General features: G+C 67.2%; 27 protein-coding genes. 5 read left to right on the top strand and 22 right to left on the bottom strand.

Annotated elements, in window-relative coordinates; genetic code table 11:
- Positions 1 to 88: 88 nt before the first annotated feature.
- From NF4_RS31430 to NF4_RS31400, 7 genes are all read right to left on the bottom strand, one after another.
- Positions 89 to 562 carry a DUF5994 family protein gene (locus NF4_RS31430; RefSeq protein WP_063131031.1) on the bottom strand — a complete coding sequence of 158 codons (474 nt, stop codon included), beginning with the start codon at positions 560 to 562 and terminating at the stop codon, positions 89 to 91.
- A complete protein-coding gene (locus tag NF4_RS31425) occupies positions 559 to 1155 on the bottom strand; it encodes a DUF5994 family protein (RefSeq protein WP_232330736.1) in 597 nt (198 codons plus the stop codon). The genes NF4_RS31430 and NF4_RS31425 overlap by 4 nt, the downstream gene beginning before the upstream one ends.
- Before the next feature lie 425 nt (positions 1156 to 1580).
- On the bottom strand, positions 1581 to 3041 hold the full coding sequence (locus NF4_RS31420; protein WP_063131029.1) for a DHA2 family efflux MFS transporter permease subunit: 1461 nt from the start codon (positions 3039 to 3041) through the stop codon (positions 1581 to 1583).
- Between the two features lie 260 nt (positions 3042 to 3301).
- On the bottom strand, positions 3302 to 3622 hold the full coding sequence (locus tag NF4_RS31415) for a hypothetical protein (RefSeq protein WP_063131028.1): 321 nt from the start codon (positions 3620 to 3622) through the stop codon (positions 3302 to 3304).
- A gap of 54 nt (positions 3623 to 3676) precedes the next feature.
- Complete coding sequence (locus NF4_RS31410) at positions 3677 to 4558, bottom strand: alpha/beta fold hydrolase (RefSeq protein ID WP_063131027.1); 882 nt, start codon at positions 4556 to 4558, stop codon at positions 3677 to 3679.
- Positions 4555 to 5238: a TetR/AcrR family transcriptional regulator gene (locus NF4_RS31405; protein WP_063131026.1), complete on the bottom strand. Its 684-nt coding sequence runs from the start codon at positions 5236 to 5238 to the stop codon at positions 4555 to 4557. Before NF4_RS31405 ends, NF4_RS31410 begins: the two co-directional genes overlap by 4 nt.
- Positions 5239 to 5331: 93 nt before the next feature.
- A complete protein-coding gene (locus tag NF4_RS31400) occupies positions 5332 to 5883 on the bottom strand; it encodes a TetR/AcrR family transcriptional regulator (protein ID WP_063131025.1) in 552 nt (183 codons plus the stop codon).
- A gap of 84 nt (positions 5884 to 5967) precedes the next feature.
- Here NF4_RS31400 and NF4_RS31395 point away from each other — a divergent pair, with 84 nt between their 5' ends.
- Positions 5968 to 6789 (top strand): SDR family NAD(P)-dependent oxidoreductase, encoded by an 822-nt coding sequence (locus NF4_RS31395; RefSeq protein ID WP_063131024.1) that lies wholly within the window; start codon positions 5968 to 5970, stop codon positions 6787 to 6789.
- Between the two features lie 263 nt (positions 6790 to 7052).
- Here the strand turns inward: NF4_RS31395 and NF4_RS31390 are convergent, their stop codons facing one another.
- Positions 7053 to 7649 carry a TetR/AcrR family transcriptional regulator gene (locus NF4_RS31390; protein WP_232330735.1) on the bottom strand — a complete coding sequence of 199 codons (597 nt, stop codon included), beginning with the start codon at positions 7647 to 7649 and terminating at the stop codon, positions 7053 to 7055.
- The gene (locus NF4_RS31385) at positions 7646 to 9187 is read right to left on the bottom strand and encodes an MFS transporter (RefSeq protein ID WP_063131022.1); all 1542 of its coding nucleotides are present in this window, start codon (positions 9185 to 9187) and stop codon (positions 7646 to 7648) included. The genes NF4_RS31390 and NF4_RS31385 overlap by 4 nt, the downstream gene beginning before the upstream one ends.
- A gap of 217 nt (positions 9188 to 9404) precedes the next feature.
- On the opposite strand from NF4_RS31385, the gene NF4_RS31380 reads away from it, so the two are divergent.
- Complete coding sequence (locus NF4_RS31380; protein ID WP_063131091.1) at positions 9405 to 10160, top strand: MerR family transcriptional regulator; 756 nt, start codon at positions 9405 to 9407, stop codon at positions 10158 to 10160.
- A 230-nt stretch (positions 10161 to 10390) separates the two neighbouring features.
- Here the strand turns inward: NF4_RS31380 and NF4_RS31375 are convergent, their stop codons facing one another.
- Positions 10391 to 10867 (bottom strand): 2'-5' RNA ligase family protein, encoded by a 477-nt coding sequence (locus NF4_RS31375; protein ID WP_269749669.1) that lies wholly within the window; start codon positions 10865 to 10867, stop codon positions 10391 to 10393.
- A 263-nt stretch (positions 10868 to 11130) separates the two neighbouring features.
- Positions 11131 to 11985, bottom strand: a complete 855-nt coding sequence (locus NF4_RS31370; protein ID WP_063131020.1) for a TIGR03564 family F420-dependent LLM class oxidoreductase — start codon at positions 11983 to 11985, stop codon at positions 11131 to 11133.
- A 79-nt stretch (positions 11986 to 12064) separates the two neighbouring features.
- Here NF4_RS31370 and NF4_RS31365 point away from each other — a divergent pair, with 79 nt between their 5' ends.
- Positions 12065 to 12598: a TetR/AcrR family transcriptional regulator gene (locus NF4_RS31365; protein ID WP_198165540.1), complete on the top strand. Its 534-nt coding sequence runs from the start codon at positions 12065 to 12067 to the stop codon at positions 12596 to 12598.
- Here the strand turns inward: NF4_RS31365 and NF4_RS31360 are convergent.
- The 10 genes from NF4_RS31360 to NF4_RS31320 form a co-directional block, all read right to left on the bottom strand.
- Positions 12595 to 13080, bottom strand: a complete 486-nt coding sequence (locus NF4_RS31360; protein ID WP_232330734.1) for an SLOG cluster 4 domain-containing protein — start codon at positions 13078 to 13080, stop codon at positions 12595 to 12597. The genes NF4_RS31365 and NF4_RS31360 overlap by 4 nt on opposite strands.
- A gap of 154 nt (positions 13081 to 13234) precedes the next feature.
- Entirely contained in the window at positions 13235 to 13672 is a 438-nt protein-coding gene (locus NF4_RS31355; protein WP_063131019.1) for a VOC family protein, read from the bottom strand.
- 51 nt (positions 13673 to 13723) lie between these two features.
- The gene (locus tag NF4_RS31350; RefSeq protein WP_063131018.1) at positions 13724 to 14221 is read right to left on the bottom strand and encodes a pyridoxamine 5'-phosphate oxidase family protein; all 498 of its coding nucleotides are present in this window, start codon (positions 14219 to 14221) and stop codon (positions 13724 to 13726) included.
- Between the two features lie 363 nt (positions 14222 to 14584).
- The gene (locus tag NF4_RS31345; RefSeq protein ID WP_157120702.1) at positions 14585 to 14821 is read right to left on the bottom strand and encodes a hypothetical protein; all 237 of its coding nucleotides are present in this window, start codon (positions 14819 to 14821) and stop codon (positions 14585 to 14587) included.
- Positions 14822 to 14883: 62 nt separating this feature from the next.
- Entirely contained in the window at positions 14884 to 15015 is a 132-nt protein-coding gene (locus NF4_RS39870; protein ID WP_269749668.1) for a hypothetical protein, read from the bottom strand.
- A gap of 34 nt (positions 15016 to 15049) precedes the next feature.
- Positions 15050 to 15379: a barstar family protein gene (locus NF4_RS38895; RefSeq protein WP_063131016.1), complete on the bottom strand. Its 330-nt coding sequence runs from the start codon at positions 15377 to 15379 to the stop codon at positions 15050 to 15052.
- A 289-nt stretch (positions 15380 to 15668) separates the two neighbouring features.
- Positions 15669 to 16613 carry an NADP-dependent oxidoreductase gene (locus tag NF4_RS31335; protein WP_063131015.1) on the bottom strand — a complete coding sequence of 315 codons (945 nt, stop codon included), beginning with the start codon at positions 16611 to 16613 and terminating at the stop codon, positions 15669 to 15671.
- A gap of 98 nt (positions 16614 to 16711) precedes the next feature.
- Entirely contained in the window at positions 16712 to 17305 is a 594-nt protein-coding gene (gene folE, locus NF4_RS31330) for a GTP cyclohydrolase I FolE (RefSeq protein WP_063131014.1), read from the bottom strand.
- Between the two features lie 2 nt (positions 17306 to 17307).
- Complete coding sequence (locus tag NF4_RS31325; protein ID WP_063131013.1) at positions 17308 to 17727, bottom strand: hypothetical protein; 420 nt, start codon at positions 17725 to 17727, stop codon at positions 17308 to 17310.
- A gap of 37 nt (positions 17728 to 17764) precedes the next feature.
- On the bottom strand, positions 17765 to 18277 hold the full coding sequence (locus NF4_RS31320) for a DUF2231 domain-containing protein (RefSeq protein ID WP_063131012.1): 513 nt from the start codon (positions 18275 to 18277) through the stop codon (positions 17765 to 17767).
- A gap of 133 nt (positions 18278 to 18410) precedes the next feature.
- Here NF4_RS31320 and NF4_RS31315 point away from each other — a divergent pair, with 133 nt between their 5' ends.
- Positions 18411 to 19109, top strand: coding sequence for a helix-turn-helix transcriptional regulator (locus NF4_RS31315; protein WP_063131011.1), 699 nt, complete (start codon positions 18411 to 18413; stop codon positions 19107 to 19109).
- 417 nt (positions 19110 to 19526) lie between these two features.
- On the opposite strand, the gene NF4_RS31310 is transcribed toward NF4_RS31315, so the two are convergent.
- Positions 19527 to 19847, bottom strand: coding sequence for a hypothetical protein (locus tag NF4_RS31310; RefSeq protein ID WP_063131010.1), 321 nt, complete (start codon positions 19845 to 19847; stop codon positions 19527 to 19529).
- Between the two features lie 498 nt (positions 19848 to 20345).
- Between NF4_RS31310 and NF4_RS31305 the strand changes: the two genes are divergently transcribed.
- Positions 20346 to 20807, top strand: coding sequence for a hypothetical protein (locus NF4_RS31305; RefSeq protein ID WP_063131009.1), 462 nt, complete (start codon positions 20346 to 20348; stop codon positions 20805 to 20807).
- Positions 20808 to 21038 lie beyond the last annotated feature (231 nt).

The raw sequence follows: 21038 nt of genomic DNA, 5'->3' as shown, positions 1-21038 counted from the left end.
CGCACGCCGTGGCAATCGGCCGGCAATCGACACGACTTCCCGCTGCGTATCGAGACGCACACTGCCGGTGTCGACGCGGCGGAATGGTTCAGGATTGCGGTTGGTCCGTAGTGGTGCCCACGGCCTTGCGGATCCGGGCTTCGGCGTGGGAGGGATCGGTGCTGGGGTCGATCACCAATAAGCGAAGGCGCTGATCGTGCGGGCCGTAGACGTACATCAGGTCGGCCGGTTGGTCCGGGAGCGGTCCGGTGACCTCGATCCCGTCGGGAGGGTCGATGCGACGTTGGGACCGGCTCAGCGAATTCCAGTCGAAGGTGATGCGTGTGGTTGTGCCCAGTCGCGGCGTGAGCGCGGTGACCAGGTTGTGCAGTTCGGTGGTGAGGTTGCCGGTTCTGGGCCACCAGGCGCCGTCGACGCCGGTGGATTCGTCGCCACGGTCGCGCAGGAGCAGCCGCGGCGTGCGGGTCGGCGTATCGAAGGGTTGTCCACCATCGGCGGTCGCCCGGAACTGCCCCAGACCGCGGTCGGCGGCGCCTCTGCGCTGCGACGGGTCCTGTGTCATGTCGGTCCACCTGCGGCCGCGGTCCCGGCGAAGGCGAAGGGGCGATCGTGCGGGTCTGCCTTCCCGCGGTGACCGCCTTCGTCGTCCCAGCGGGACAACGCGTCCTCGTTCTGGTCGCGATCAGGGCTGTGCCCGGTGTCGGCCGCCACGAGTTCGTCGGCGGTGAGTTCATTGCCCGGCCGGGACGCGGCGGACAGGAGCGCCCGGGCGGTAGCGGTGGCGGTGGCCGCAGGGATCACCAGGAGTACGAGCCGTGTGCGATCCAGGCCCAGGACACAGAGTGTGTGGGCGGGCAGGTGCCGGTATCCGTCCAGGCGAACCGAATGCCCGCCGATCACCATGCGCTCCGGGGCCGACTGCCAGGTGCCCAGGTCGTACATGATGCGGTCGACGCCGGCCGCCCGATCGGCCAGCAGCGCCTCCAAATCGGTCATCTCGGCGGCCAAGTCGGTCGAGTGGGGCCACCAGGCCCCACCGACCACCCCGGGGTGGGGTGCTCGTGGTGTCGGTAACCGGCGTGAGGCCGACGGTCGGCTGCGGAGGGAAAAGCGTGAAGAGCGGTCCAGCAGGATCGGCTCGTGTTGTAGCGTCATCGCGACGCTCCTCCGGGCCCGTGTAGCGGGCCCTGTTCATCTGCCGAGCGACGACGAGACCACGGGTGGTTCCGTACGAAAAGCCTCCGGCTCCTTTACTCTACTCGCCTTGCGCACCGGATCACTGTGCACCTCTGCGCAGTGACCTGCCCATTTGCACGCGTAGCGACGACCGAGAGGTGATCGGCGGCGTCGTCGCCGAGCGGCCGCAACCACTCCGAGCGCACCCGCAGCAGTTCACTGTGTCGACGCAGCGTCCGGTGATCCTGTTCGATCCGACATGGTGCCGGTGTGACGGTCGTGAACCACGAACTCCGGCTACGCACATCATCGACCACGCCGCGATGGCACGACCTGATCGGCGCGCTTACCGCAAGCCCGGCAATCCGCACCGCTGTCGGCCGGGCACCGGCCGGGGCCGGTGATCATCGGTCGGCTGCTCGGCGCCCGGGCAGCAGCAACGCGGGGATCAGGGCCAGTGCGATCATGACCGGGGCGATCAGGTAGGTGTGCTGAAAGGCTTCCGCCAAGTCGGGAGTCAGCGCGGCCCGCTGTGCGGGGTCCATGCCGTGCAAGGTCTGCAACCCGCCGCCCGCCGGCAGTAACGCGGCCAGGGTCACCGATGTCGCCGCGGTGCCGAGGGCGAGTGCGGTGGTGCTGATCATGTTCAGCACTGTCGATCCCGCGGGCTGCTGGTTCCGATTCAACGGCCGGGTGGCGGTCGTCAGCACCGGCATCATGGTGCCGCCACCGCCCGCACCCATCAGCAGCATGGTGGCAGCGAGTGCCCAGTACGGCGCGTCCGCGTCGAGTTGGATCACGAACAGCACGAAACCGGTGAGCGCCACCGCGATCGAGCCCGGCAGGTAGCGACCGGGCGGAATCCGGTCGATCAGCCTGCCCGCCACCTGCATGGTCGCACCGGACGCCAGCGCGAACGGAATGCCCAGCGCACCGGCCACCAGGGCCGATTCGCCGCGCACCACCTGGAAGTACAGGGGCAGCAGCAACATCGATCCGAAGTAGCCACTCGCGAACAGTGCCAGCAGCGCGGCCGACGTGCTGGTGGTCCGATTGCCGAGCACCCGCAGATCCAGCAGCGGCACCGGAGTGGTCAGCGAGCGGCGCACGAACGCGGCCACGAGCGCGCCGCCCACCAGGATGGGCACCCACACCGCCGGTGTGGCGAAACCGGCGTGTTCACCCGCGGCGGTCACTCCGTAGATCAGCAGCGCCAGTCCCGGCGACATCAGCAGCAGGCCGATGACATCCAGAACGCGCGGCGGCTCCGGCGCATCGCCGGGCAGCACTTTCGCCGCCAGGAGCAGAACCAGTGCGCCCAGTGGCAGATTGATGAAGAACATCCAGCGCCACGACACTTCGTCGATGAGATAGCCGCCGATCACCGGGCCCAGCAGCGGGCCGACCAGCACGGCCAATCCCAGCGTGCTCATCGCGCGGCCGAGCCTTTCCGGCCCGGCGGCGCGCAACAGGATCGTCATCGCCACCGGCATGAGCAACCCGCCGCTCGCGCCCTGCACGACCCGGAACGCGATCAGGGACTCGATGTTCCAGGCCAGCCCCGCCAGTACCGAGCCGCCCGCGAACACGGCGACCGCGGCCAGATACAGCCGCTTCGCCCCGAAACGACCGACCAGCCACGCCGAGGCCGGCACCACCGCGCCGAGCGCGAGCGAATATCCGGTGGCCACCCACTGGATCGTGCTCAGACCGGCGTGGAACTGCACGGACAGTTTGTTGATGGCGACGTTCACGATGGTCTGATCGAGCGTCGCCATGATCGTTCCGACCACGAGAACGAGCGCGATGGTCAGTGGATTACGGGCGTCGGACGGTGGTGCCGGCGTCGTCTCGGTGGTGATCATGGCCCTGGCTTTCGGTGCGGGTGGGGTGGCGAACCGGTATCGCCGGGTCGGGAGACCCTGCGACAAGCCTGTAACCTCAATCAATATTGAGGTCAATGGGTTGTGAGAACGGTGACAACCGAAAGCGAGCGTGGTGGTGCCGGGAATATTGACGCGATAGCCGGACCGAATCGCGGAATACCGAAGCAATGGACGTGTTCGCTGTTGGCCCCTCGCGGTTTTCCCGAGCTCCGGCGGCTCGGGACCGCGTCCGGGGGCGACTATCGAGCGGAAGCCGACCAGCCGTAGTGGGTCGCGGTATGCCCCGCCGGGACCGTCGCCACGGGCGCGCCGCTGCAGTCCGGGGAGTTGTATACGCGGAAATCGCGAGTGCTGCGGTTGTCGAACCGGATATCACGCGGGAAACCGCTCGCCCAGCACGCGTTGAGATCGGTCAGTTCCAGGGTGTTGTCGACGATCACCACTTCCCGGCCGTCACCGAGACCGGCTGACCCGCTGGGAAAGGCGGCTGCGGCAGGAGCCACCGCGGTTACCGCGGCGACTGCGAGAACAGCTGCGAGAGAGAATTTTTCGTGTTTCATGTGCTGGATCGTAGCTGGGCTCCGGGTCCGGTCCGCAATGGCCATCGGGTCCGTTCAACGGTGGTCGACTCGACCGAGGAAATCTTCGACCACGCGCACGAATTCGGCCGGCTGGTCGTAGGTCACGATATGACCCGCGCCGGGTATGGTGGCGAGCTCTCCGCCGGGTGCTGCCGTTGCGGCGGCGGCGAGTTCCGTATGGCCGACCAGTGTGTCGTGTTCGCCGCGCATCCAAAGGCTCGGCACCTGGAGTCCGGTCAGTTCGGTGAGGTAGTTCAGTCGCATGCGCCAGGGTCCGTATGCGTCGACCATCCAGTCGTCGAGTGCCGGTTCGCCGTACTCGGCCTTGGCGTGCGCTTCGGAACGGACCAGCTCGAGGATCCTGTCGAAGCCGGGTGTATCGACTCCGGCGGTGAGGCTGCCGATTATCGACTTCCGGAGTGTTTTCGGGCTGCGGGCGAGGTATTTGCTCGTGAGTTTCAGGAGCCCCGGTGTATTGATCATCGCCCAGGTGGCGAACTGGGCGCGCCGTTTCGCGCCGATACCGCCCGGTCCGATCGCGAGCAATGCCGAGACTCGTTCGGGGTGACGCAGGGCGTACCCGATACCGAGCCCGCCCCCGAGAGACAATCCGATGAGCGCTGTTCGGGGGAGCGCCAGTTGCTCGAGCAGGTCGTCGAGAAAGTCGTCGAAGAACCTGCGGTCCAGGCGGCCGTGCCATGGTCTGCTGGCCCCGTGCCGGGGCAGGTCGATCGCATGGACCTGGTATTTCGTCGCCAGCCGGTGCGCGATATCGCGCCAGACGCCTTCGGCAGTGTCGAGCATGCCGCCGTGCAGCAACAATACGGGAGTTCCGTGGTCGCCGGATCGGTAGTGGCGGACCGGGCCGCCGCGAACGACGAGGTCGGTATGAGAGGTGAAAGCGGAGATGGTCATCGGGGGTCCCCCGGCCGAGCGAGTTGATCCGACAGTTGATCGAGCAAGGTGAGCTGGGCGCGGCGGGCGGCCGCGGCGTCCACCGGTCCGGGGCCGGCCAGTCCGCGACCCGTCAGATCCGCGAACAGCGTGACGACATCGCTGAACTCCGCCGGGCTCCCCGCATCGAGGACACCCGGGGCGTTGATCAGGCCGACGGTGAAGAAGCCGAGCATCCGGGTGATGGTCTCGCTCGGCACGGTGTCCACGACCACTCCGGCACGTTGCAGGCGTTCGATGTAATCGGCGAGCCAGCCGAAACGCATCGCGTAACGCTGGTCGGTGACCCCGCGGACGTGTTCGCCCAGGACCGCGTCATCGCCCAGATACAGCGCGCGGATGAGCGGTTCGGACAGCAGTGCCTCCACGCCGAACCGGTACACGGCGGGTAGATCGACCACGCCGTCGGCGGCGAGCACCTGTTGGTGAACCCGTGCGGTCATCCGGCGCATGCTGCGACTAAGGACGGCGTCCAGGATGGCCGCTTTGTCGGTGAACTCGCGGTACACGGCGCCTTTGCCGATGCCGGCGCGTTCGGCGATATCCGCGACCGTGGTGTGGGGCCAGCCGGTTTCGAGGATCAGATCGGCGGCGGCGGTCAGGATCCTTCCGCGCCGGTCGGGGACGAGGGGGCGCGGCATACGGCTCCTGCTGGTGTAGTGACCATAAATTCAATACTGGTCACTACGATAGCAGGGCGGGGGCTGTGGTGGTGACATGCAAATCTCAGGGGATCAGGCGGCCAGTCCGCGCAAGGCGAGTTCGACGTGATGGCCGATCGTGCCCGGCTCGGGGACGATCTGCGCGATACGGATGAGGCCGAGCAACTGGTAGGCGATATCGTCTGCCGTCACATCGGGCGCCAGCGTCCGGTCGATGGCGGATCGGTCCACGGCTTCGCGGCCGACGGATCTCAGATGGTCGAGGCATCGTTCGAGGTCCGCGTCGGAGGGGGATGCGCCGGCCAGCAGGTCGATCATGGCCTTGTTGGCGCGGAGCCGAGTCAGTGCGCTGGTGAAGAACTCTCGCAATCCATCGATCGCCGAAGCCCCGTCCCGGAGATGGGCAACGGCGAGGTCGGCCAGATCGGTTCCGGTGATGGCCTGCACGAGGTCTTCCCGGGTGGGGAAATGCCGGTACAGCGTGCCGATGCCGACTCCCGCCGCGGCCGCGACAGCACGCATGTCGACGGAGAGGCCGTGGTGGCGGAACGCGTCCTCGGCGGCGGTGAGGATCCTTTGCCTGTTCGCCGCGGCGTCACGCCGCTGTTTCCGGCCCTCTGTCATGTCCCGATCCTACCAATGCGGAACATGTGTTCCGATTGATGTAGCCTGTTCCGGAACGTATGTTCCGGAATGAGTGGGAGTGATATGCGGACGATCGTGATCACGGGAGGCACGGACGGGATGGGTGCGGCCCTGGCGCGCCACTACCTCGCCGTAGGGCATCGAGTAGTGGTGATCGGGCGCAGCAGCGCCAAGTTCGACGCGCTGGTGGCGATAACGGCGCGCCGGTATCCGTCCGCGCCGGACAGGGCCGAGTTCATCGCGGCTGATCTCTCCCTCGTCGCGGACAGCCGCCGCGTGATCGAGCATCTGCGAGAGAATTACGAACAGATCGATGCGCTGGTGCTCGCCGCGTCGTTCATCCGGCAGCGCCGACACGTGACATCCGAAGGGCACGAGGCGTCGTGGTCGCTGTTCTTCCTCGGCAAGTACCTGTTCGTGACGCGACTCGCCGACCTGCTGCGCGCGAGCGACAGGCCGGTCATCGTGAACCTCGCCGTCCCGGGCACCCGCCCGGACGCCATCGATTTCGACGACCTGGAGATGGTCGACGGGTTCACCTTCAGGCGATCGAACGCTCAGCAGCGCCGAGCCAACGAACTGCTGGGAATCCTTGCCGCCGAGCAGAACCCCGACCTCGGCTACATCACCTGGGGGCCGGACCGGCTGGTCCGCTCCAGCTTTGCCGGCGAGGTAGGGATGGGTATGAAGGTCGCCGCCGCGGTCCTGGCGCCCCTGCTGGGCCGAAGCCCCGAAGACGCGATCCGGCCGATCGTCGACATCATCGACACCCCGGCCCCGGGCCGCGCCGCTTACCGTGGCGCCAGGACACTCCCGCTCACCGCCGGCGCCCACGATGAGAAGGACGCGATACGCCTCGCATCGGCCGTCGAGAAGGTCCTTTGACGCCCGTCATTACGAGTCGAACTCGACCCGGCGGTCCCGGCCCGCGCCGTAGAGCATCGTGGCGGCCGCCGGCCGGCGGGCGCGAGTGCTGATCGGGCGGAGATCTTCGCTCAGGGGTTCGACGCGGCAGGAGTTCGTCGTGTCGACCGGATCCCGTCGATAGGCTGAGCCTTCGGTTGCTCGCTGCGATGTAATAATCGCCGGGCAGCGCGGCGCGGGAGCTTCGCGGCACGTCGAGGGCGTCGGAGGCCTGCCCGATGCGGCTACCGACTGCTTCGGTGCAGTGCCTTGCGGAGGACCGCTCGGATGTGGTCGGGGTCGGCTTCGTGGTCGTCGAGGAGGATGGCGGTGCACAGGCCGTCGGACAAGGCCACGAAGGCCTCGATCGTATCGGTGTCGTCGGTTTGTGTGCGGGCGAGTTCGGCGACGTTGTCGCGCCAGCGTCGCGCGATCGGCCGCAGGGCGGGACGGCGGGCGGCGAGGGTCGACAGTTCGCGTTCGGCGAGTGCTCGCTCGCGGCCGGGTCCGCCGGATTCGGCGATGAGCTCCGCCAGACCGGTGAGGGGGTCGTCCGCGGTATCGATGAGGTGACGGATGCGGCGGGTGTATTCGTCGGTGACGCTGGTCAGGGCGGCGATCAGCAGATCGTCCAGGGTGGCGAAGTAGTAGAGCGTCAGGCTGGTGGTGATCCCGGCTTCCTTGGCGACGGTGCGGTGGGTGACGCCGGTCGCACCGTCGCGGCGGACGATCTCGAGCGTTGCCTCGATGATCTGGGCGCGCCGAAGCCGGCCGCGCAGTTTGCGTCCATCGACCGTCTCATGCCCGCCGTCGTGTTCGGCCGTCATCGCGTCATCTGTCATCGATTGCTCCCGGGTGTCGAGGCTATCGGCTCTGCTGCATGGTCGGCCTCGCCGGGGGGCCGGATGTGCCGGAGCATCACGAAGCAGGCCGAGGCAGCGAAGGCGATGGCGATGCCCGCGACGAGGGCGGCTGTGTTGAGGCCGCCGGTGAACACGCTCCGCGCATGGTCGAACGCGTCGGCCGGGATCCGGTCCGCGACCGATGAGGCGCCGGAGAGGTTGTTGCCGTAGGTCTCGGCCACGGAAGTCGATAGCCCCGAAGGTATTTCGATATCGCGGCGGTAGATGGCGGTGGTGAGGCTCCCCAGGAGGGCGACGCCTGCGGCGATCCCGAACTCTTGCACGGTCTCGGACAGTGCCGCAGCCGAACCTGACCTGTCCGGTGGCGCGGCACCCATGACGATGTCGGTACCCAGTGCGGCGATGACACCGAGACCCAGGTAGACGAGGGCGAACCCGGCGACGACGGCCGGCCTGCTGTCTGTCCCGGCCGAGGCCAGCAGCCCGTATCCGGCCAGCGACAGCGCCAGGGTGCCCGCCATGATGACGCCGGGCGGGACGCGGTCGGCCAGCAGCGGGGCGCCGATCGCGCCGATGAGCATGGCCAGCGCGGGCGGGCCCATCCACAACCCGGTGGCGGTCGGTGAAAGGCCGGTGACGAGCTGCAGGTATTGGGTGACCAGGAACATCACGCCACCGAACCCGGCCAAGCCGATCAGCAACACCGACAGAGCCGCGGAGAAGCCCGGGTTCGTGAACAGCGTCATATCGAGCAGCGGCTCCCCGAGACGCAGCTGACGACGAACGAACGCGACTGTAGCGCCACCACCGAGGAGGACGGCGGCCACGGCCTGGATATCGAGGCCGTGGGCGGCAGCGTGTTTGATCGCGTAGATGATCGGCAGCATCGCCGCCAAGGACAAACCGACGCTGAGCACGTCGAGCCCGCCGGTGCGCGTGCGGTGCTCCGGCAGCAGTAACGGTGCGCCGGCCAGAATTAGCAATGCGACCGGTACCGCGACGAGGAAGACCGCGCCCCACCAGAAGGTGGTGACCAAGACCCCGCCGACGACCGGCCCTACGGCCATCCCCGCGGCGAACATTGTGGCCCACACCCCGATGGCCAGCGCGCGTTGCCGGGCGTCGGTGAACATGGTGCCGATCAGGGACAGGGTCGAGGGCATCAGCGTCGCTCCGGCCACGCCGAGAAGTGCGCGTGCCACGATCAGCCACAGGGTGCCGGGAGCGAACGCTGCGAAGACGGAGGCTGCCGCGAACGCCGCCGCTCCGATCATCAGCAACCGGCGCCGGCCGATCCGATCACCCAAAGTCCCCATCGTGACCAGGAATCCGGCGATGAAGAAGCCGTAGGCGTCCATGATCCACAGCGTCTCGGTCGCGCTCGGGTCCAGGTCCACGGCCAGACTCGGCACAGCCAGGTAGAGGGCGGTCACATCCAGCCCCAACAGCATGGTCGGCAACGCCAGCAATGCAAGGCCACCCCATTCGCGCCATCCGGCCGGTTGTCCCGCGCGCATCTCGTCTCCTCAATCTAGTTGAACGTCCGTACTAGTTGTACCATCGTTCAACTACTGGGAAAAGGGGCCCCGGAGTTGCCACCCGGGAACGCTCACCTCGGCATGGCGTGGCGACTGGATTCGGTGGCGGCTGTTTCGGCTTGAACCTGACGTAAGGTCAGGTTCTACCGTCGGCGACACCGGCGCACGGTGCGCCGGTGGAAGTGGGATGAAACGGATGGACCAGCACGGAACCGAGCGCGTGTGGAAAGTCGGTGAACTCGCGGCCGAGGCCGGACTGACGGTGCGGACTCTGCATCACTACGACCGCATCGGCTTGGTACAGCCTGCGGGGCGCACCGGCACCGGCCACCGGCTCTATACCGCCGGCGATGTCGAGCGTCTCTACCAGGTGCTGGCCCTGCGTCAACTGGGCCTGGGGCTGGACCAGATCACGAACCTGCTCGCGGGCACTGTGGCGATGACGCAGGTGCTGTCTGCTCATCGCGACTTTCTGGCCGCGCAACTGGCTGCGACCCAGGAACTTCATGCCCTGGTCGCGGCGCTGGCCGCTACGGCGGAGAGCAGGCCGGACGCATCCGCGGATCGCTTCCTGGAATTGATCAGGAGGACCGTCATGGTCGACGACACGTTCAAGGAGTATTTCACCGAGGGGCAGTTGACGCAGCTCGCGCAGCGTCGGGAAGACCTCGGTGAACAGCAGATTCGGCAAGCCGAAGCGGAATGGAGTGTGCTCATTCCGAAGGTCGATGCGGCGATCGCCGCGGGAATGGACCCGGCCTCACCCGAGGCGCAGCAGATGGCGGCGCAGTGGATGGAGCTTTTGGAAGGGTTCCACGGTGGTGACGCGGATCTGCGCGACAGCCTGTACCGGATGCAGGCCGGCGAAGCCGACCGGATCGAGAGCGAGTTCTGCGGACCTTCACCGGCCCAGATCGAGTTCATCACGGCCGCGAACGCCGCACGCCGATAACGAGTTCGGGAGACGCCGGCGTACCGCTCGGCGATACGCGAGCGGTTGAGGTTACGCGGGCGCCTGGTGTGGGGGAAGGGTTCCCGCACGCCAGGCCTCGTGCCTGAATTCGGAGTGCGCCGATCCGGACCGAAACCGGCGTCACGGTCCGCGGCCTCGCCGCCATGCGTGTGGAGAATCGCGTCACCGCCATCGTCGGCTCCGGAAACCGGAACCGACCCGGCAAGGTACTACTTGCCGGTCGTGGCGGCACAAGAGGCTGTTCCGACGGGCTCCCAATCCCATCGCCTTTCCGGGCCCCATTGAACAACCAGCGTGACAGCATCGATCGTCACCTCACGTCTCGGTACCGCCGTCCCCAGAGCCGAAATCATCGGGCCCGTGGGCTGCTCGGCGGTGCTGTAGGCGACCGTGACGTGCGGAATCCACGAGGAAGGGGTGCCATCACTCGCCTCTCCGGGTCCGATGATCGTCCGGGTGGCGGACCGTACTGCGTCGAGGAGGGGAACCAGCGCTTGTGCGGGTTGCACGCCGAGCGAAATAGCTTCGGCATGGTAGAGAACTTTTTCGATGAATACCGGAGTGGGCCGAACCTCCCGCAGCCGAGCCCGTGCCGCCGCCACCATCGCCGACATCTGTTCGCGAGTGATGGTCTCTGCCGGCCCGGCCATGAGCGTCGTTATATGAAGCCATTCTCTCGGCGTCATATGTAGCCCGGGGAAAGAACTCAAAGCTCTTTGCGCCGCTGTGGCAGCGTCGCATACCTGCGGGTACCGACTCATCAACAGATGCCAGGAGACGATCCCGTGGCCCGGCGGGGGTTCGGCGCGATTCGCCCATCGGTTTTCCATTTTCCGGGGAAATGGGCTCATTCAATCCTCCGAGGGTCCGCGCAGGGCAATCGCGATAAGACCTCGTGGCCAGCGTAGCGGCAGCTTGTCGACCGTTTTCGCTGCGCGGGTGTACGTGGTTACCGCGAGCGGGACAATTCTCCGGCCAGTTCCAGTGTTCTCGCTTTTTCGGCGGCGTCGCCGACCGGGCTGACCAGCAGGTCGGTTGCGCCCGCGGCGGAGTATGCGCGGACGGCGGCGGCGACGGTTTCCTCATCCCCGGCGACGACGGTTTCCGCGACGTTGCGCTGGCCCTGGCGGTCGAGAAGCGTTCGGTAACTGGGTAGATCGGAGGCGAAGCCGAGCATTCCGGCGATTTCCGCGCGGACGGCGTCCGGTCTGCTCGTCACGCTCAGCATCACCGACGCGACGACGCGTGGGGCCTTCGCCACGGCGTCGATCCGCGGGCGGATGTGGTCGGCGATCGTCGCCGGTGTCGCCCACACCGTGACGGTGCCGTCGGCCAGTTCGCCCGCTATGCGGAGCATCACCGGGCCGAGGGCGGAGAGCAGCACCGGCGGTGGCTGCACGCCCGGCAGTTGAACGTGACCGGCACCGGAGAGTTCGGTGCGCAGCGTGGTCAGGTACTCGCGGGTGTGCTGGGCGGGCCGGGCGAAGGACATGCCGTAGATACCCTCGACGAACGGCCTATGGCTCGGGCCGACGCCGAGGGTGAACCGGTTTCCGGTAGCGGCGGCGACCGTGAGCGCCTGCGCGGCCAGTGAGATCGGGTGGCGTGGGTAGGTCTGCACGACGGCCGTGCCCAACTCGATTCCCGGCACGGCCGCCCCGACGAGTGCCGCGACAACGAGCGGATCCCACGCCAGCACTTGATTGAAGAACACGCTGCTCAGCCCGAGTTCGGCGGCCGTGCGCACCTGCTCGATCCGGGTTTCCATATCGCTCTGATCTCCGGCATACAGGCCGATCCGCATTGCCCCTCCAAGGTGAATTCTGGATTCCGCTTATCTGACGGTAGCATAAGATGAATCAGAGATTCCGGTTGATGGGAGCGTGGAAGTGCGGGCAGACGCGCGGCGCAACCGTTCGGCGATCACCGGCGCCGCCCTGCGGCTGGCCGGCGAGCGGGGCGAGGCCGTGTCGATGGAGGACATCGCGCGAGCGGCGGGAGTCGGCGTCGGCACGCTGTACCGGCACTTCCCGGACCGGCGCGCCCTGCTCGAGGACATCGCGGTCGACACGCTGCGACAACTGATCGAGGCAACGCGCGCGGAGGTCGGCCGGGCCCCGGCATGGGAGGCGCTGCTGCGGGTGGTGGAACTCTGCGTGGCTTTGCCGCTGGCACTGATCAAGTCGCTGCTCACCGACCAACCCGAACACCCCGACCTTCCCGAGCTGGAGGCAGAGGCCAACGTGCTGATCGCCGAGATCGCCGCCGCCGCGCAGCGCGAGGGCGACCTGCGCGCCGACGTACCGCCGATGGAGGTGGTGCGCGTGCTGAATGTGGCGGTCTGCCGCTGCGGCGCCCAGGTCGACGATCACCTGACCCGCGTCCTGCTGGACGGGCTGCGCGCACGGACGAGCTAGGAGCCCCTGATCTGCGCCAAAGCTGTTCGCACGGCGACCAGCGGGCTCGGTGCGGTGATGGCCGCGTCGATGGGGTTGTCGTCGGCGTCGCGGATCTTCCAGCCGCCGAGCGTGATCACCGGAGTGTCTCCGCGGTGGTTGGCGAGAGCGAGTTCGGACAGTGTTCCCCAGGAACCGCCTACGACGATGACCGCGTCGGCGGACCGGACCAGGATGGCGTTACGCGCTTCTCCCATGTTCGTGTACAGGACAGCCGAAAGGCCCTCGCAAACCCCGGCCGGGTCGGCATCGGGGCGGATGCCGATGACCAACCCGTTTTCGGCGAAGGCCCCTTCCGCTACCGCGGCCATGACCCCGCGCCCGCCACCGCACAGCACGGTGGCCCCGGCTCGGGCCAGCAGTCTGCCGACTTCGCGCGCATTGGCGGCGTCGGTGTCGGTGCAATTGCTGGGCCCGCAAACAGCGACCTGGATCGGTGGCAACCTCGACTCCTCGGTAGTAGCGGCGATCGAGTGACTTTACTTTCGCGGTTTCGGCGAACGGACGTTCGAGGCACATGGCTCTGTTCTCGGGCTCGGCCGGTGCGGGAACAGTCGTCGAATCGGCCGGCCGTGTGTTCGCGGCGAGGAGCGCCGTTCAGTGGAGTTCCTCGACCAGCCCGATGAGGATGCCGTCGGGGCCGCGGACGTAGCAGTACCGGTAGATGTCTTCGTATCGGGCTACCGTGCCGACGAGTTCGGCGCCCTGGGCGCGCAGGCGGTCGAGGACGTCCTCGACATCGTCGACGACGAATGTCAGGCGAGTGGTGCCCGGGGTGTTCACCGGCGCTTTCTGCGCGGTGCCGATGGTCGCCGGAGAGTAGAACGTCGAGAGCTCGACCCGGGTATGGCCGTCCGGAGTCCGGACGACGACGATGTCCGCTCGGACGCCGTCCAGTCCGAGGAGGTCGTCGGCCCATGGGCCCCCGACTGTTGCTTCGCCCTCCGGTTCCAGACCCAGTTCGACGAAGAACGCGACAGCGGCCGCGAGATCCTCGACCACGATGCCGACGTGATCCATCCGGTGGATCGTCATGGAGATTCTCCTCGAGGTTCGTTTCGGCCCATTCTGGCCGGGTCGATCGGTTCAGGCGCGCTGACGCTCGGCCCGCTGCCGGATCAACTCCTCGACCGCGGTGGGCAGGGTGGTTTCGAAGTCGATGAGTTTGGCCCAGGTCGGGGTGATCACGATCCGCACCATGCCGTCATAGAGCGAGCGCACCTCGGCCTCCCACTCGACCCGCTGCTCGGGGGTCATTTCGTAGCTGCCGTTCATCTGGAGGTACTCCTCCGGGATGCCGTCGACCACGTCCAGCTCCGCCCGGCCGCGGATCAGCAAGATCTTCGGCGGATGCACCTCGGTGTCGATGGTCAAAGCGACCTCGGGGTGCCGGCGCAGGGAGGGCAGCTTCGGAGCGTTCTTCGCGGTGCAGACGACGATCTGCGAGCCGTTCCAGGTGAATCCGATGGGGATGTTGCGGGGCGTGCCGTCCGTGGCGACGTAGGCCATGCGCAGCAGGTCACGGGCCAGCAGCTCCTGGCTGAGCGGACGGTCCAGGATCGCGGTGATCTCGTTCGGTTGCATGCTGGCTGCTCCTTCGTCGGTATCATCGATGGCCGGTCGCGGCGCGGCCGGTAGTCGAGTCACCACACAAGTGATCGGTGACGAACAATGGACGTGATCCGCGTTCCGAATTCATCGCTGCGGCGGACACATGGTCCCTCGCGCCGGGACCATAAGCCGGCCATTCGGAGAGCGTGGTCCCCGCGTTGCGTCCTCGTCACCGCGGGCGCTGTCCGGTGCGGGGATCGGACCTCCGGCGTCGAGCGGGACACGGCGAGCACACCCAGAATTTCCGAGCAACCGGCTGGAGACAGACAAACCGGTGCACATCAAACCCGGGGCGCTTCAATACCCGTACGACCTGACGCAAGGTTCGACCACCCATCAGAGCTTGGGATAGTGCGTGGCGTCGCTCGTCTTGAAGTCCGACGCTGAAACACCGAATTCGTTCTGACAGTGGTCCAGGAGTGTCGACAAGTTGTCGAACACCGCGGATCCATAGTCCGTTGCGTTGTCGTTGAACGTCTCCTGGTCGTCGTGATGCTCACGAGCGACCTTGAATGACTCCAGCTCGTACAACCAGAGTGTCCCGGCGGACGGAAGCCTGCCGAGCCTGAGCACCTCTGGATGCAACTCCTCCAGCGAGAACGTGCCTTGATCGATCAGCTCGTGATCTCAGGCCGTCAGATATCTCCTGGGACGATGATCAGGTAGAAGGAAGTTGCGCCACTGCCGAGAATTCTCTCGAAGAAGGCGCCATCGAGGTCGCCTTCCATGGGCGCCGGAAACGGCCGGTGAGCTTGCGCGATGTACATGAGTCAAGGCAACCATGAGTCGGGTCGATCGCCGCTATTCGTTCAGGACCAACAGGATGACTGCTTCCAGGCTGTTCAAGCGGGCTCTGTTGTTGACTGCCTCGACGGCCGAGATCAGTGTTCGGATGACATCTTCGGAGCAAGAGGCCAGGCCGTTGACACAGAGCTCGAGACGGTCATCCAAAGCGTCGAGCACCAAGGCGCTCATGCCGTCGTCCGGATACCGCAGACTGGACCAGCAATCCACCAGGGCCGGGAAGTTGTTGCCGTAGAAATCGGGAAAGCCGAACACGTTCTTCAGGACCGCATGCAGTTGCTCGACGGTCTTCGTGCTGCTCAGGTCAAGCGAAATTCTCTTGTTCATCGCTTCATCTCGTAGAGCGTGAGGACAAAGAGGACTTGCCGCCGTGGTACTCCTCACCCTCGGTTCAGGATTCGATTCCCTGGACGAGGCATTGCGGGAGCGTCGCACACCGCGACCACACACCGCTCTGCCACCGGTATCTGGGGGTGATCGCCTACCTCGGTGGTCTGCACGACGACAGCTACGAATAGCCCGCGTGATCATCGTCGAGCGCAGAAACCACGGCAGCGACTCGAGTGATGTCGGCGCGGACCCGACCAACCGAGGAGCTCCCGGCACCACCGGCCGGTCAGGAGAAGTCCAGGACCACCCGGCCGCGTAGTCCGCCACGTTCGAGCATGCGGTGGGCTTCGGCTGCTTTGTCGGCAGGAAGCACGTCGGCGACGTGCAGGGTGAGAGTGCCGTCTTCGGCGTAGCGGCGCAGGGTGTCCAGGCGTTCGGTGTCGGTGATGCCGTCGGTGACCATGACCGGGCATACCCGGATCCCGCGTTCGGCCGGCCCGGACCATCCCCGCAACTCGGCCAGCGTTGCGCCATCGGCGAGGGCGGGCAGTGTCCGGGTGGTCTGCATCGAACCGTCCACGAGGCCGGGAACGCCCTGTGGCACCAGCGCGCGGATCCGATCGGCGATATCGCTGCCGCGTGCGACGACGTGGTCGGCGCCGAAGCCGCGAACCCGGTCGATGTCGTGCGGGGCGGCGTCCGCGACGACGGTCAGCCCGTCGGCCTTCGCCAGCTGCACCGCGTATCCGCCGACTGCACCGGCCGCCCCGGTCACGGCGATGGTGGCGCCGGCGGGTACGGCCAGCGCGTCCAGGGCGAGACGGGCGGTCATGGCGTTCATCAACAGGGTGGAGGCGGCGGCGAAATCGGCGCCCTCGGGAGCGGGCACCACCGAGGCGGCCGGCACCACGACCTGTTCGGCATAGGCTCCGCCGTGCGGACCGGTGAAAAGCACCATGGCGATCACGCGCTGGCCCACGCCGAGCCGGTCGCCGGTTCCCGGGCCGAGTTGATCGATCACGCCGGCGGCGTCCATACCGGGCACGAACGGCGGCCGCCGGTCCGGCATCCGGACGGCGTGGCCGCCCGTGCGCAACAGGACATCGGTCGGGTTCACCGCGGCGGCGTGCACACGGATGCGGACTTCGCCCGGACCGGCCTGGGGTTCGGGCAAGTCCAGCATCCGGAGGACGTCGGGACCGCCGAATTCGTGGAAACCGATAGCCTTCATACCCCGGCGCAACCCGTTGTGGCGCTACGGCATTCCCGGGCGCCGGGTACCGAGATCCGGCCCGACGGCACCGGCGGTCGGCAACCGGATGGGGCGGCTTACGGGCCGTTTCCGGTGAGGGCGAAGAACTCCTGGCGGGATCGGGCGTCTTCGCGCAGGGTGCCGAGCAGCGTGGACGTGACGGTGGTGGCTCCGGCGGCCAGCACTCCGCGCAGGGTCATGCAGGTGTGCTCGGCCTCGATGACCACGCCGACACCCTTGGGCTGCACATGCTGGTCGAGCCAGTCGGCGACCTGTTTGGTCAGCCTTTCCTGGACCTGCGGCCGACGGGAGAAGTGTTCGACGATCCGGGCCAGTTTCGACAGTCCGAGAATGCGGTCGCCGGGTAGGTAGCCGACGTGCGCGACGCCCACGAACGGCAGCAGGTGATGTTCACACACCGACCGCAGCGGGATCCGGCGGGCCAGCACGAGTTCGTCGTAACCCTCCTCGTTCGGAAAAGTGGTCAGATCGAACGCGCGCGGGGTGAACAACTCGGCATAAGCCCGGGCCATCCGTCCCGGCGTGGCCTGGAGATGTTCGCTGTCCAGGCGTATGCCGAGGGCGGTCAGGAAGGCGCGGGCGGCGTCCTCGGCGGCGGTCAGATCGACAGCGCCGGTGTCGTGGACGACCCGTAGGCCAGGCTGGGACATGGTCAGCTGCCTCCGACGCCGAGCGCGGTGAGCAGCACCAGCACGAGGGTGGCGACCGCGAACACACCGTGCCCGCCGACGATCGCCACCGGGAAGTGCCGCTCGGGCGGCGTCTTGCCCATCAGTCCGGTGGTACGGGAGCGGTAGACGGGCAGCCAGCGCGCCAGCATCACGAATCCGAGCAGCGCGACGGGAATCAACAGCCCGAAGGCGACCCAGGCCAGCGCATCGTTGTCGACGACGAGATAGACGATCCACACCACCAGCCCGGCCACGGCGAGCAGGAAGTGCCCGAATACCACCGGAACGGGAAGATGGCTGGAATCCGAATCACGTGCACCGCCTTTGGCGATCCACGTGCCCAACAGGACGAAGCCGCCGACCGCGGTGAGCAGCCAGAGGATCAGAGCTGCGATGCCCATGATGACTCCTGAGGAAGAGAAGGGACAAAGGGAGAGGTCAACGCCGGAAACCGGTGGCCTGGGTGCGCTCGTCGGCGACCCGCACGCCGTAGTGGTAGGCAAGTTTGCCGCCCAGATATCCCGACACCGCCAGCACCACGACGGCGGCGAGCGACAGGGCCAGCGGGCCACCCGCGACGGCGGCGTCGGGATCGGTGCCGGCGGCGCGCCACCAGAAATCGAGTGCGAACGCCACGGTGACCGCCAGATTCAGGCTCATATGGACCAGCCCGATCCGGAAGGCGGGCGTGCCGGTCGGGATGGCGAACAGGTCCAGGAATCCGACCGTGGCCGCGGCCAGCGCGCCCAGCACCCCGATCGCGATCAACCACTGCGCGCCCCGCGCCAGGAATCCGGGGTCGTCGACCAGGTGCGAGCCGATATCGAACACCACACTGGCCAGCCACGCTCCGATCGGCACGGTGACCAGGATCGGATGGAACGGGTGCCCGTACGGCCCGGCCAGCACGGCGCTGACCGGGCGTTTGGCCTGCCGCCAGTCATCGGTCATGACAACCTCCGCGCCACCCGGGACGTAATTACACCAATAAATTTTGGTTCAATTGAAGGGAGGGGTCAAGGCCCGCCTCTCCGCCGGCCGTCCGGCAGGTTCCACACAATCTGATCGGCGTTATTGTGGACCGGTGACCAGTGAAGCCGATATCGGCGCCGTTGCCGCACTGGATGACGATCTACGCCGGAACATGTACTGGTTCATCCGGCGCGCCGGACGTCCCGTGACCCGTGACGAAGCCGCCGAACATGTCGGGATATCCCGCAAACTCGCCGCGTTCCACCTCGACAAACTCGTCGACACCGGGCTACTACGGGCCCACTACGAATACGTCGGCGCGATCCGGCGCGTCGGACGGGCGCCGAAGGTGTACGAACCCGCCGATATCGAAGTACGTGTCAGCATTCCCGAACGCCGCCACGAGATCCTCGCCGAAATATTGATGCAGGCCGTCCTCACCGAGGCTACCGGGGAGTCCGCGCGCGATGCCACCCTGCGCGTCGCCGGGGACCGGGGTGCCGCCACCGGCCGCGAAATCCGTGCACGGTTACGGCCGGGCCGGCTCGGCGCCGAACGTGCCATCACCCTCCTGGCCGCCACGCTCGGCGAACAGGGTTTCGAACCTGCCAGAACAGCCCCGGCCTGTCTGCGGCTGCGCAATTGCCCCTTCCACCCGCTGGCGGCCCGGGCACCCGACCTGGTGTGCTCGCTCAATCACGCCTATCTCACCGGGCTGCTCCGCGGTCTGGAAGCGGATGCCGTGCACGCCGACCTCGCCCCCGCAGCCGGTGAATGCTGCGTCGAAATCCACGCCGAACCCGGCCCCTGATCGGCCGCGGCTACTTCCTACGCGAAGACGTCGGCACAGTGGTACGAGTTGGTACCGGGCGGTCCGGCCATCGGTGTTCGGACGCGCAGTGCGACCCGGGTCTCCCATCTCCGGGCCGGGCGCGCGGGCCGGTGACATACCGGGTAGCCCGCATCACATGCTCGGTGGAATAGAACCCGCACCGGTCGGCGTTGGAACACCTGTCGGCGTCCGGACAGCCCCGGGCCTCACCCCTTTTGTCGCTACGAGCGACCACTCGCCGAGAGGCGCTTGTGGGACGTCGGCACCCCCGACCGAACGCCGCCGGACTTCGTGCTCGGCGGCGTTTCGTGCGTTACCGACCGGACCGGTCCCCGGCGTCGGGGGCTGCTGCCGCATCCGGCCCGAGCCAATGCCGTGCAGTCGGCCGCCTGGGAATCAGTAGGTGCTCGGGGCGCACGGGTTCGGCAGAGCCGACAGGGTGGCGAGGTCGCAGACGCCGCCGGTCAGCATCTGGAAGGGCGTGAGGGCCAAGAGCACGATGATCCCGATGATGTCGCCGCGCTGGACGGTTTCGACCGCCGACTGCGCGGCCGCCGATCCCGAATCCAGCATTGCCGAGCCGGTCCCGGTTTCGGCGGCGGCCACCGGTGCGGGGATCGGGGCGACCGGGGGAGCGGCCGTCGCGCCGGCCGCGGTGGCGATCAGGCCGGTCGCCGCAATCGAGGTGGCGGCCAAGCGGAGGGGAGTGCGCATCATCGTATTTCCTTCTGGGGGTCGGCGACCGGGCGTGGGGTGGGTCCGGGTCACGGGTACGAGAGGAGGTCGTCGTCGTCCGGCGGCTTCGACGCATCGCGCCTGTCGAGTCGGTCCATCGTCCCCACTCCTCATCGAGTCGAAACGCCTCGGCCTGGTATCTGCCGACCAGTCGAGAATACTAAGTAACTTATCAGGACAGGCGATGCGGCTCGTGCGGTTCGACTATGAGGCTGTGATCCGTTGATTGGCAGCGCAATCGCCGGAATTTCTGTCGCAGAGCGCTGATTGTTCCGGAAAGTATGTTTTGCGTGCGCGCACCGAACAGGTGTGTCAGGGCTTGTATGTGATAGAACTGCAAGGAACATAGATGCGTCCTGTGCTGCCGACCCTCGCCCGGGCGCGAACGTCTGTGATGCTGCGGCAACCGGCCTCGCGCGACCCCGACTCGCCCGCGCGGAGCGAGACGGGATTCCGCCGGTATGTCGATAGCCTGTCGGAATGGCAGTGACCGAGACCGGTGACGATGACGTTCCCGCGGAGCGTCATCGCCGGCCGGCGGGTGTCGGCGACACGACGGTCGAGGCAGTGGGGAAACTGTCCGAAGCCTTCGAGATCGCCGAGCGCGCCCGGGGGCATCTGTACGCGTTCCATCAACTGACCGGCCGCGCCGACTTCGCCCTGGGCTGGGCGGTGACGTTGTTGCGGGAGGCAGGTCACGACCAGCTCGCCGATCGAATCACGGCCGACCTGATCGGCCGCAATGTCCTGGAGGGCAGGTGGACCTTCCAGGTCGTCGAGGAGTACGACGACGGGTACTACAGCTTGTTCCGCGAAATCGAACGCGACGTCCGGGAGGAATTGCTCCAGGGCAGGCGTCACGTCTACGAAGCCGAGATGAAGGAAGCGCGTCGTACCCACGGCCGACCCGGCCACGAGGCGCGGCCGCAGGCGAATTCCTGAGCCGGGATGTGGCGCAGTTCCGTAGCAAACCACCGCGGCCGGTGGTAGATTCGGACTCGGCTCGTTGCGCCCCTTCTGATGTGGGCTGAATATTCCTACGGCCGAATCCAGGATTCACGATCGCGAGATTCGCGATCACCCGGCGCCCGTTTCTTCCGGCGAGCCGATTCCGAACCACCACAAGCACTTCGGTCTGTTCGGCGCGCGCCGGACCCGGCCGAGGAAGGACTC

It is taken from the genome of Nocardia fusca NBRC 14340, from assembly GCF_001618425.1.
GTDB classification, from domain to species: domain Bacteria; phylum Actinomycetota; class Actinomycetes; order Mycobacteriales; family Mycobacteriaceae; genus Nocardia; species Nocardia fusca.
Note: the sequence above shows the minus strand (reverse complement) of the source record. Positions and strands in the feature narration are given on the sequence as shown.

Excerpts from the sequence above, each read along its gene's own strand:
- NF4_RS31420 (WP_063131029.1), bottom strand. The coding sequence starts at position 3,041 with ATGATCACCACCGAGACGACGCCGGCACCACCGTCCGACGCCCGTAAT.
- NF4_RS31415 (WP_063131028.1), bottom strand. The coding sequence starts at position 3,622 with ATGAAACACGAAAAATTCTCTCTCGCAGCTGTTCTCGCAGTCGCCGCG.
- NF4_RS31390 (WP_232330735.1), bottom strand. The coding sequence starts at position 7,649 with ATGACAGATGACGCGATGACGGCCGAACACGACGGCGGGCATGAGACG.
- NF4_RS31370 (WP_063131020.1), bottom strand. The coding sequence starts at position 11,985 with ATGCGGATCGGCCTGTATGCCGGAGATCAGAGCGATATGGAAACCCGG.
- NF4_RS31335 (WP_063131015.1), bottom strand. The coding sequence starts at position 16,613 with ATGAAGGCTATCGGTTTCCACGAATTCGGCGGTCCCGACGTCCTCCGG.
- NF4_RS31375 (WP_269749669.1), bottom strand. The coding sequence starts at position 10,867 with ATGACGCCGAGAGAATGGCTTCATATAACGACGCTCATGGCCGGGCCG.
- NF4_RS31400 (WP_063131025.1), bottom strand. The coding sequence starts at position 5,883 with ATGACAGAGGGCCGGAAACAGCGGCGTGACGCCGCGGCGAACAGGCAA.
- NF4_RS31385 (WP_063131022.1), bottom strand. The coding sequence starts at position 9,187 with ATGCGCGCGGGACAACCGGCCGGATGGCGCGAATGGGGTGGCCTTGCA.
- NF4_RS38895 (WP_063131016.1), bottom strand. The coding sequence starts at position 15,379 with ATGAACAAGAGAATTTCGCTTGACCTGAGCAGCACGAAGACCGTCGAG.
- NF4_RS31350 (WP_063131018.1), bottom strand. The coding sequence starts at position 14,221 with ATGCAACCGAACGAGATCACCGCGATCCTGGACCGTCCGCTCAGCCAG.
- NF4_RS31355 (WP_063131019.1), bottom strand. The coding sequence starts at position 13,672 with ATGACGATCCACCGGATGGATCACGTCGGCATCGTGGTCGAGGATCTC.
- folE (WP_063131014.1), bottom strand. The coding sequence starts at position 17,305 with ATGTCCCAGCCTGGCCTACGGGTCGTCCACGACACCGGCGCTGTCGAT.
- NF4_RS31410 (WP_063131027.1), bottom strand. The coding sequence starts at position 4,558 with ATGACCATCTCCGCTTTCACCTCTCATACCGACCTCGTCGTTCGCGGC.
- NF4_RS31310 (WP_063131010.1), bottom strand. The coding sequence starts at position 19,847 with ATGATGCGCACTCCCCTCCGCTTGGCCGCCACCTCGATTGCGGCGACC.
- NF4_RS31325 (WP_063131013.1), bottom strand. The coding sequence starts at position 17,727 with ATGGGCATCGCAGCTCTGATCCTCTGGCTGCTCACCGCGGTCGGCGGC.
- NF4_RS31395 (WP_063131024.1), top strand. The coding sequence starts at position 5,968 with ATGCGGACGATCGTGATCACGGGAGGCACGGACGGGATGGGTGCGGCC.
- NF4_RS31320 (WP_063131012.1), bottom strand. The coding sequence starts at position 18,277 with ATGACCGATGACTGGCGGCAGGCCAAACGCCCGGTCAGCGCCGTGCTG.
- NF4_RS31305 (WP_063131009.1), top strand. The coding sequence starts at position 20,346 with ATGGCAGTGACCGAGACCGGTGACGATGACGTTCCCGCGGAGCGTCAT.
- NF4_RS31425 (WP_232330736.1), bottom strand. The coding sequence starts at position 1,155 with ATGACGCTACAACACGAGCCGATCCTGCTGGACCGCTCTTCACGCTTT.
- NF4_RS31380 (WP_063131091.1), top strand. The coding sequence starts at position 9,405 with ATGGACCAGCACGGAACCGAGCGCGTGTGGAAAGTCGGTGAACTCGCG.
- NF4_RS31405 (WP_063131026.1), bottom strand. The coding sequence starts at position 5,238 with ATGCCGCGCCCCCTCGTCCCCGACCGGCGCGGAAGGATCCTGACCGCC.
- NF4_RS31430 (WP_063131031.1), bottom strand. The coding sequence starts at position 562 with ATGACACAGGACCCGTCGCAGCGCAGAGGCGCCGCCGACCGCGGTCTG.
- NF4_RS39870 (WP_269749668.1), bottom strand. The coding sequence starts at position 15,015 with ATGTACATCGCGCAAGCTCACCGGCCGTTTCCGGCGCCCATGGAAGGC.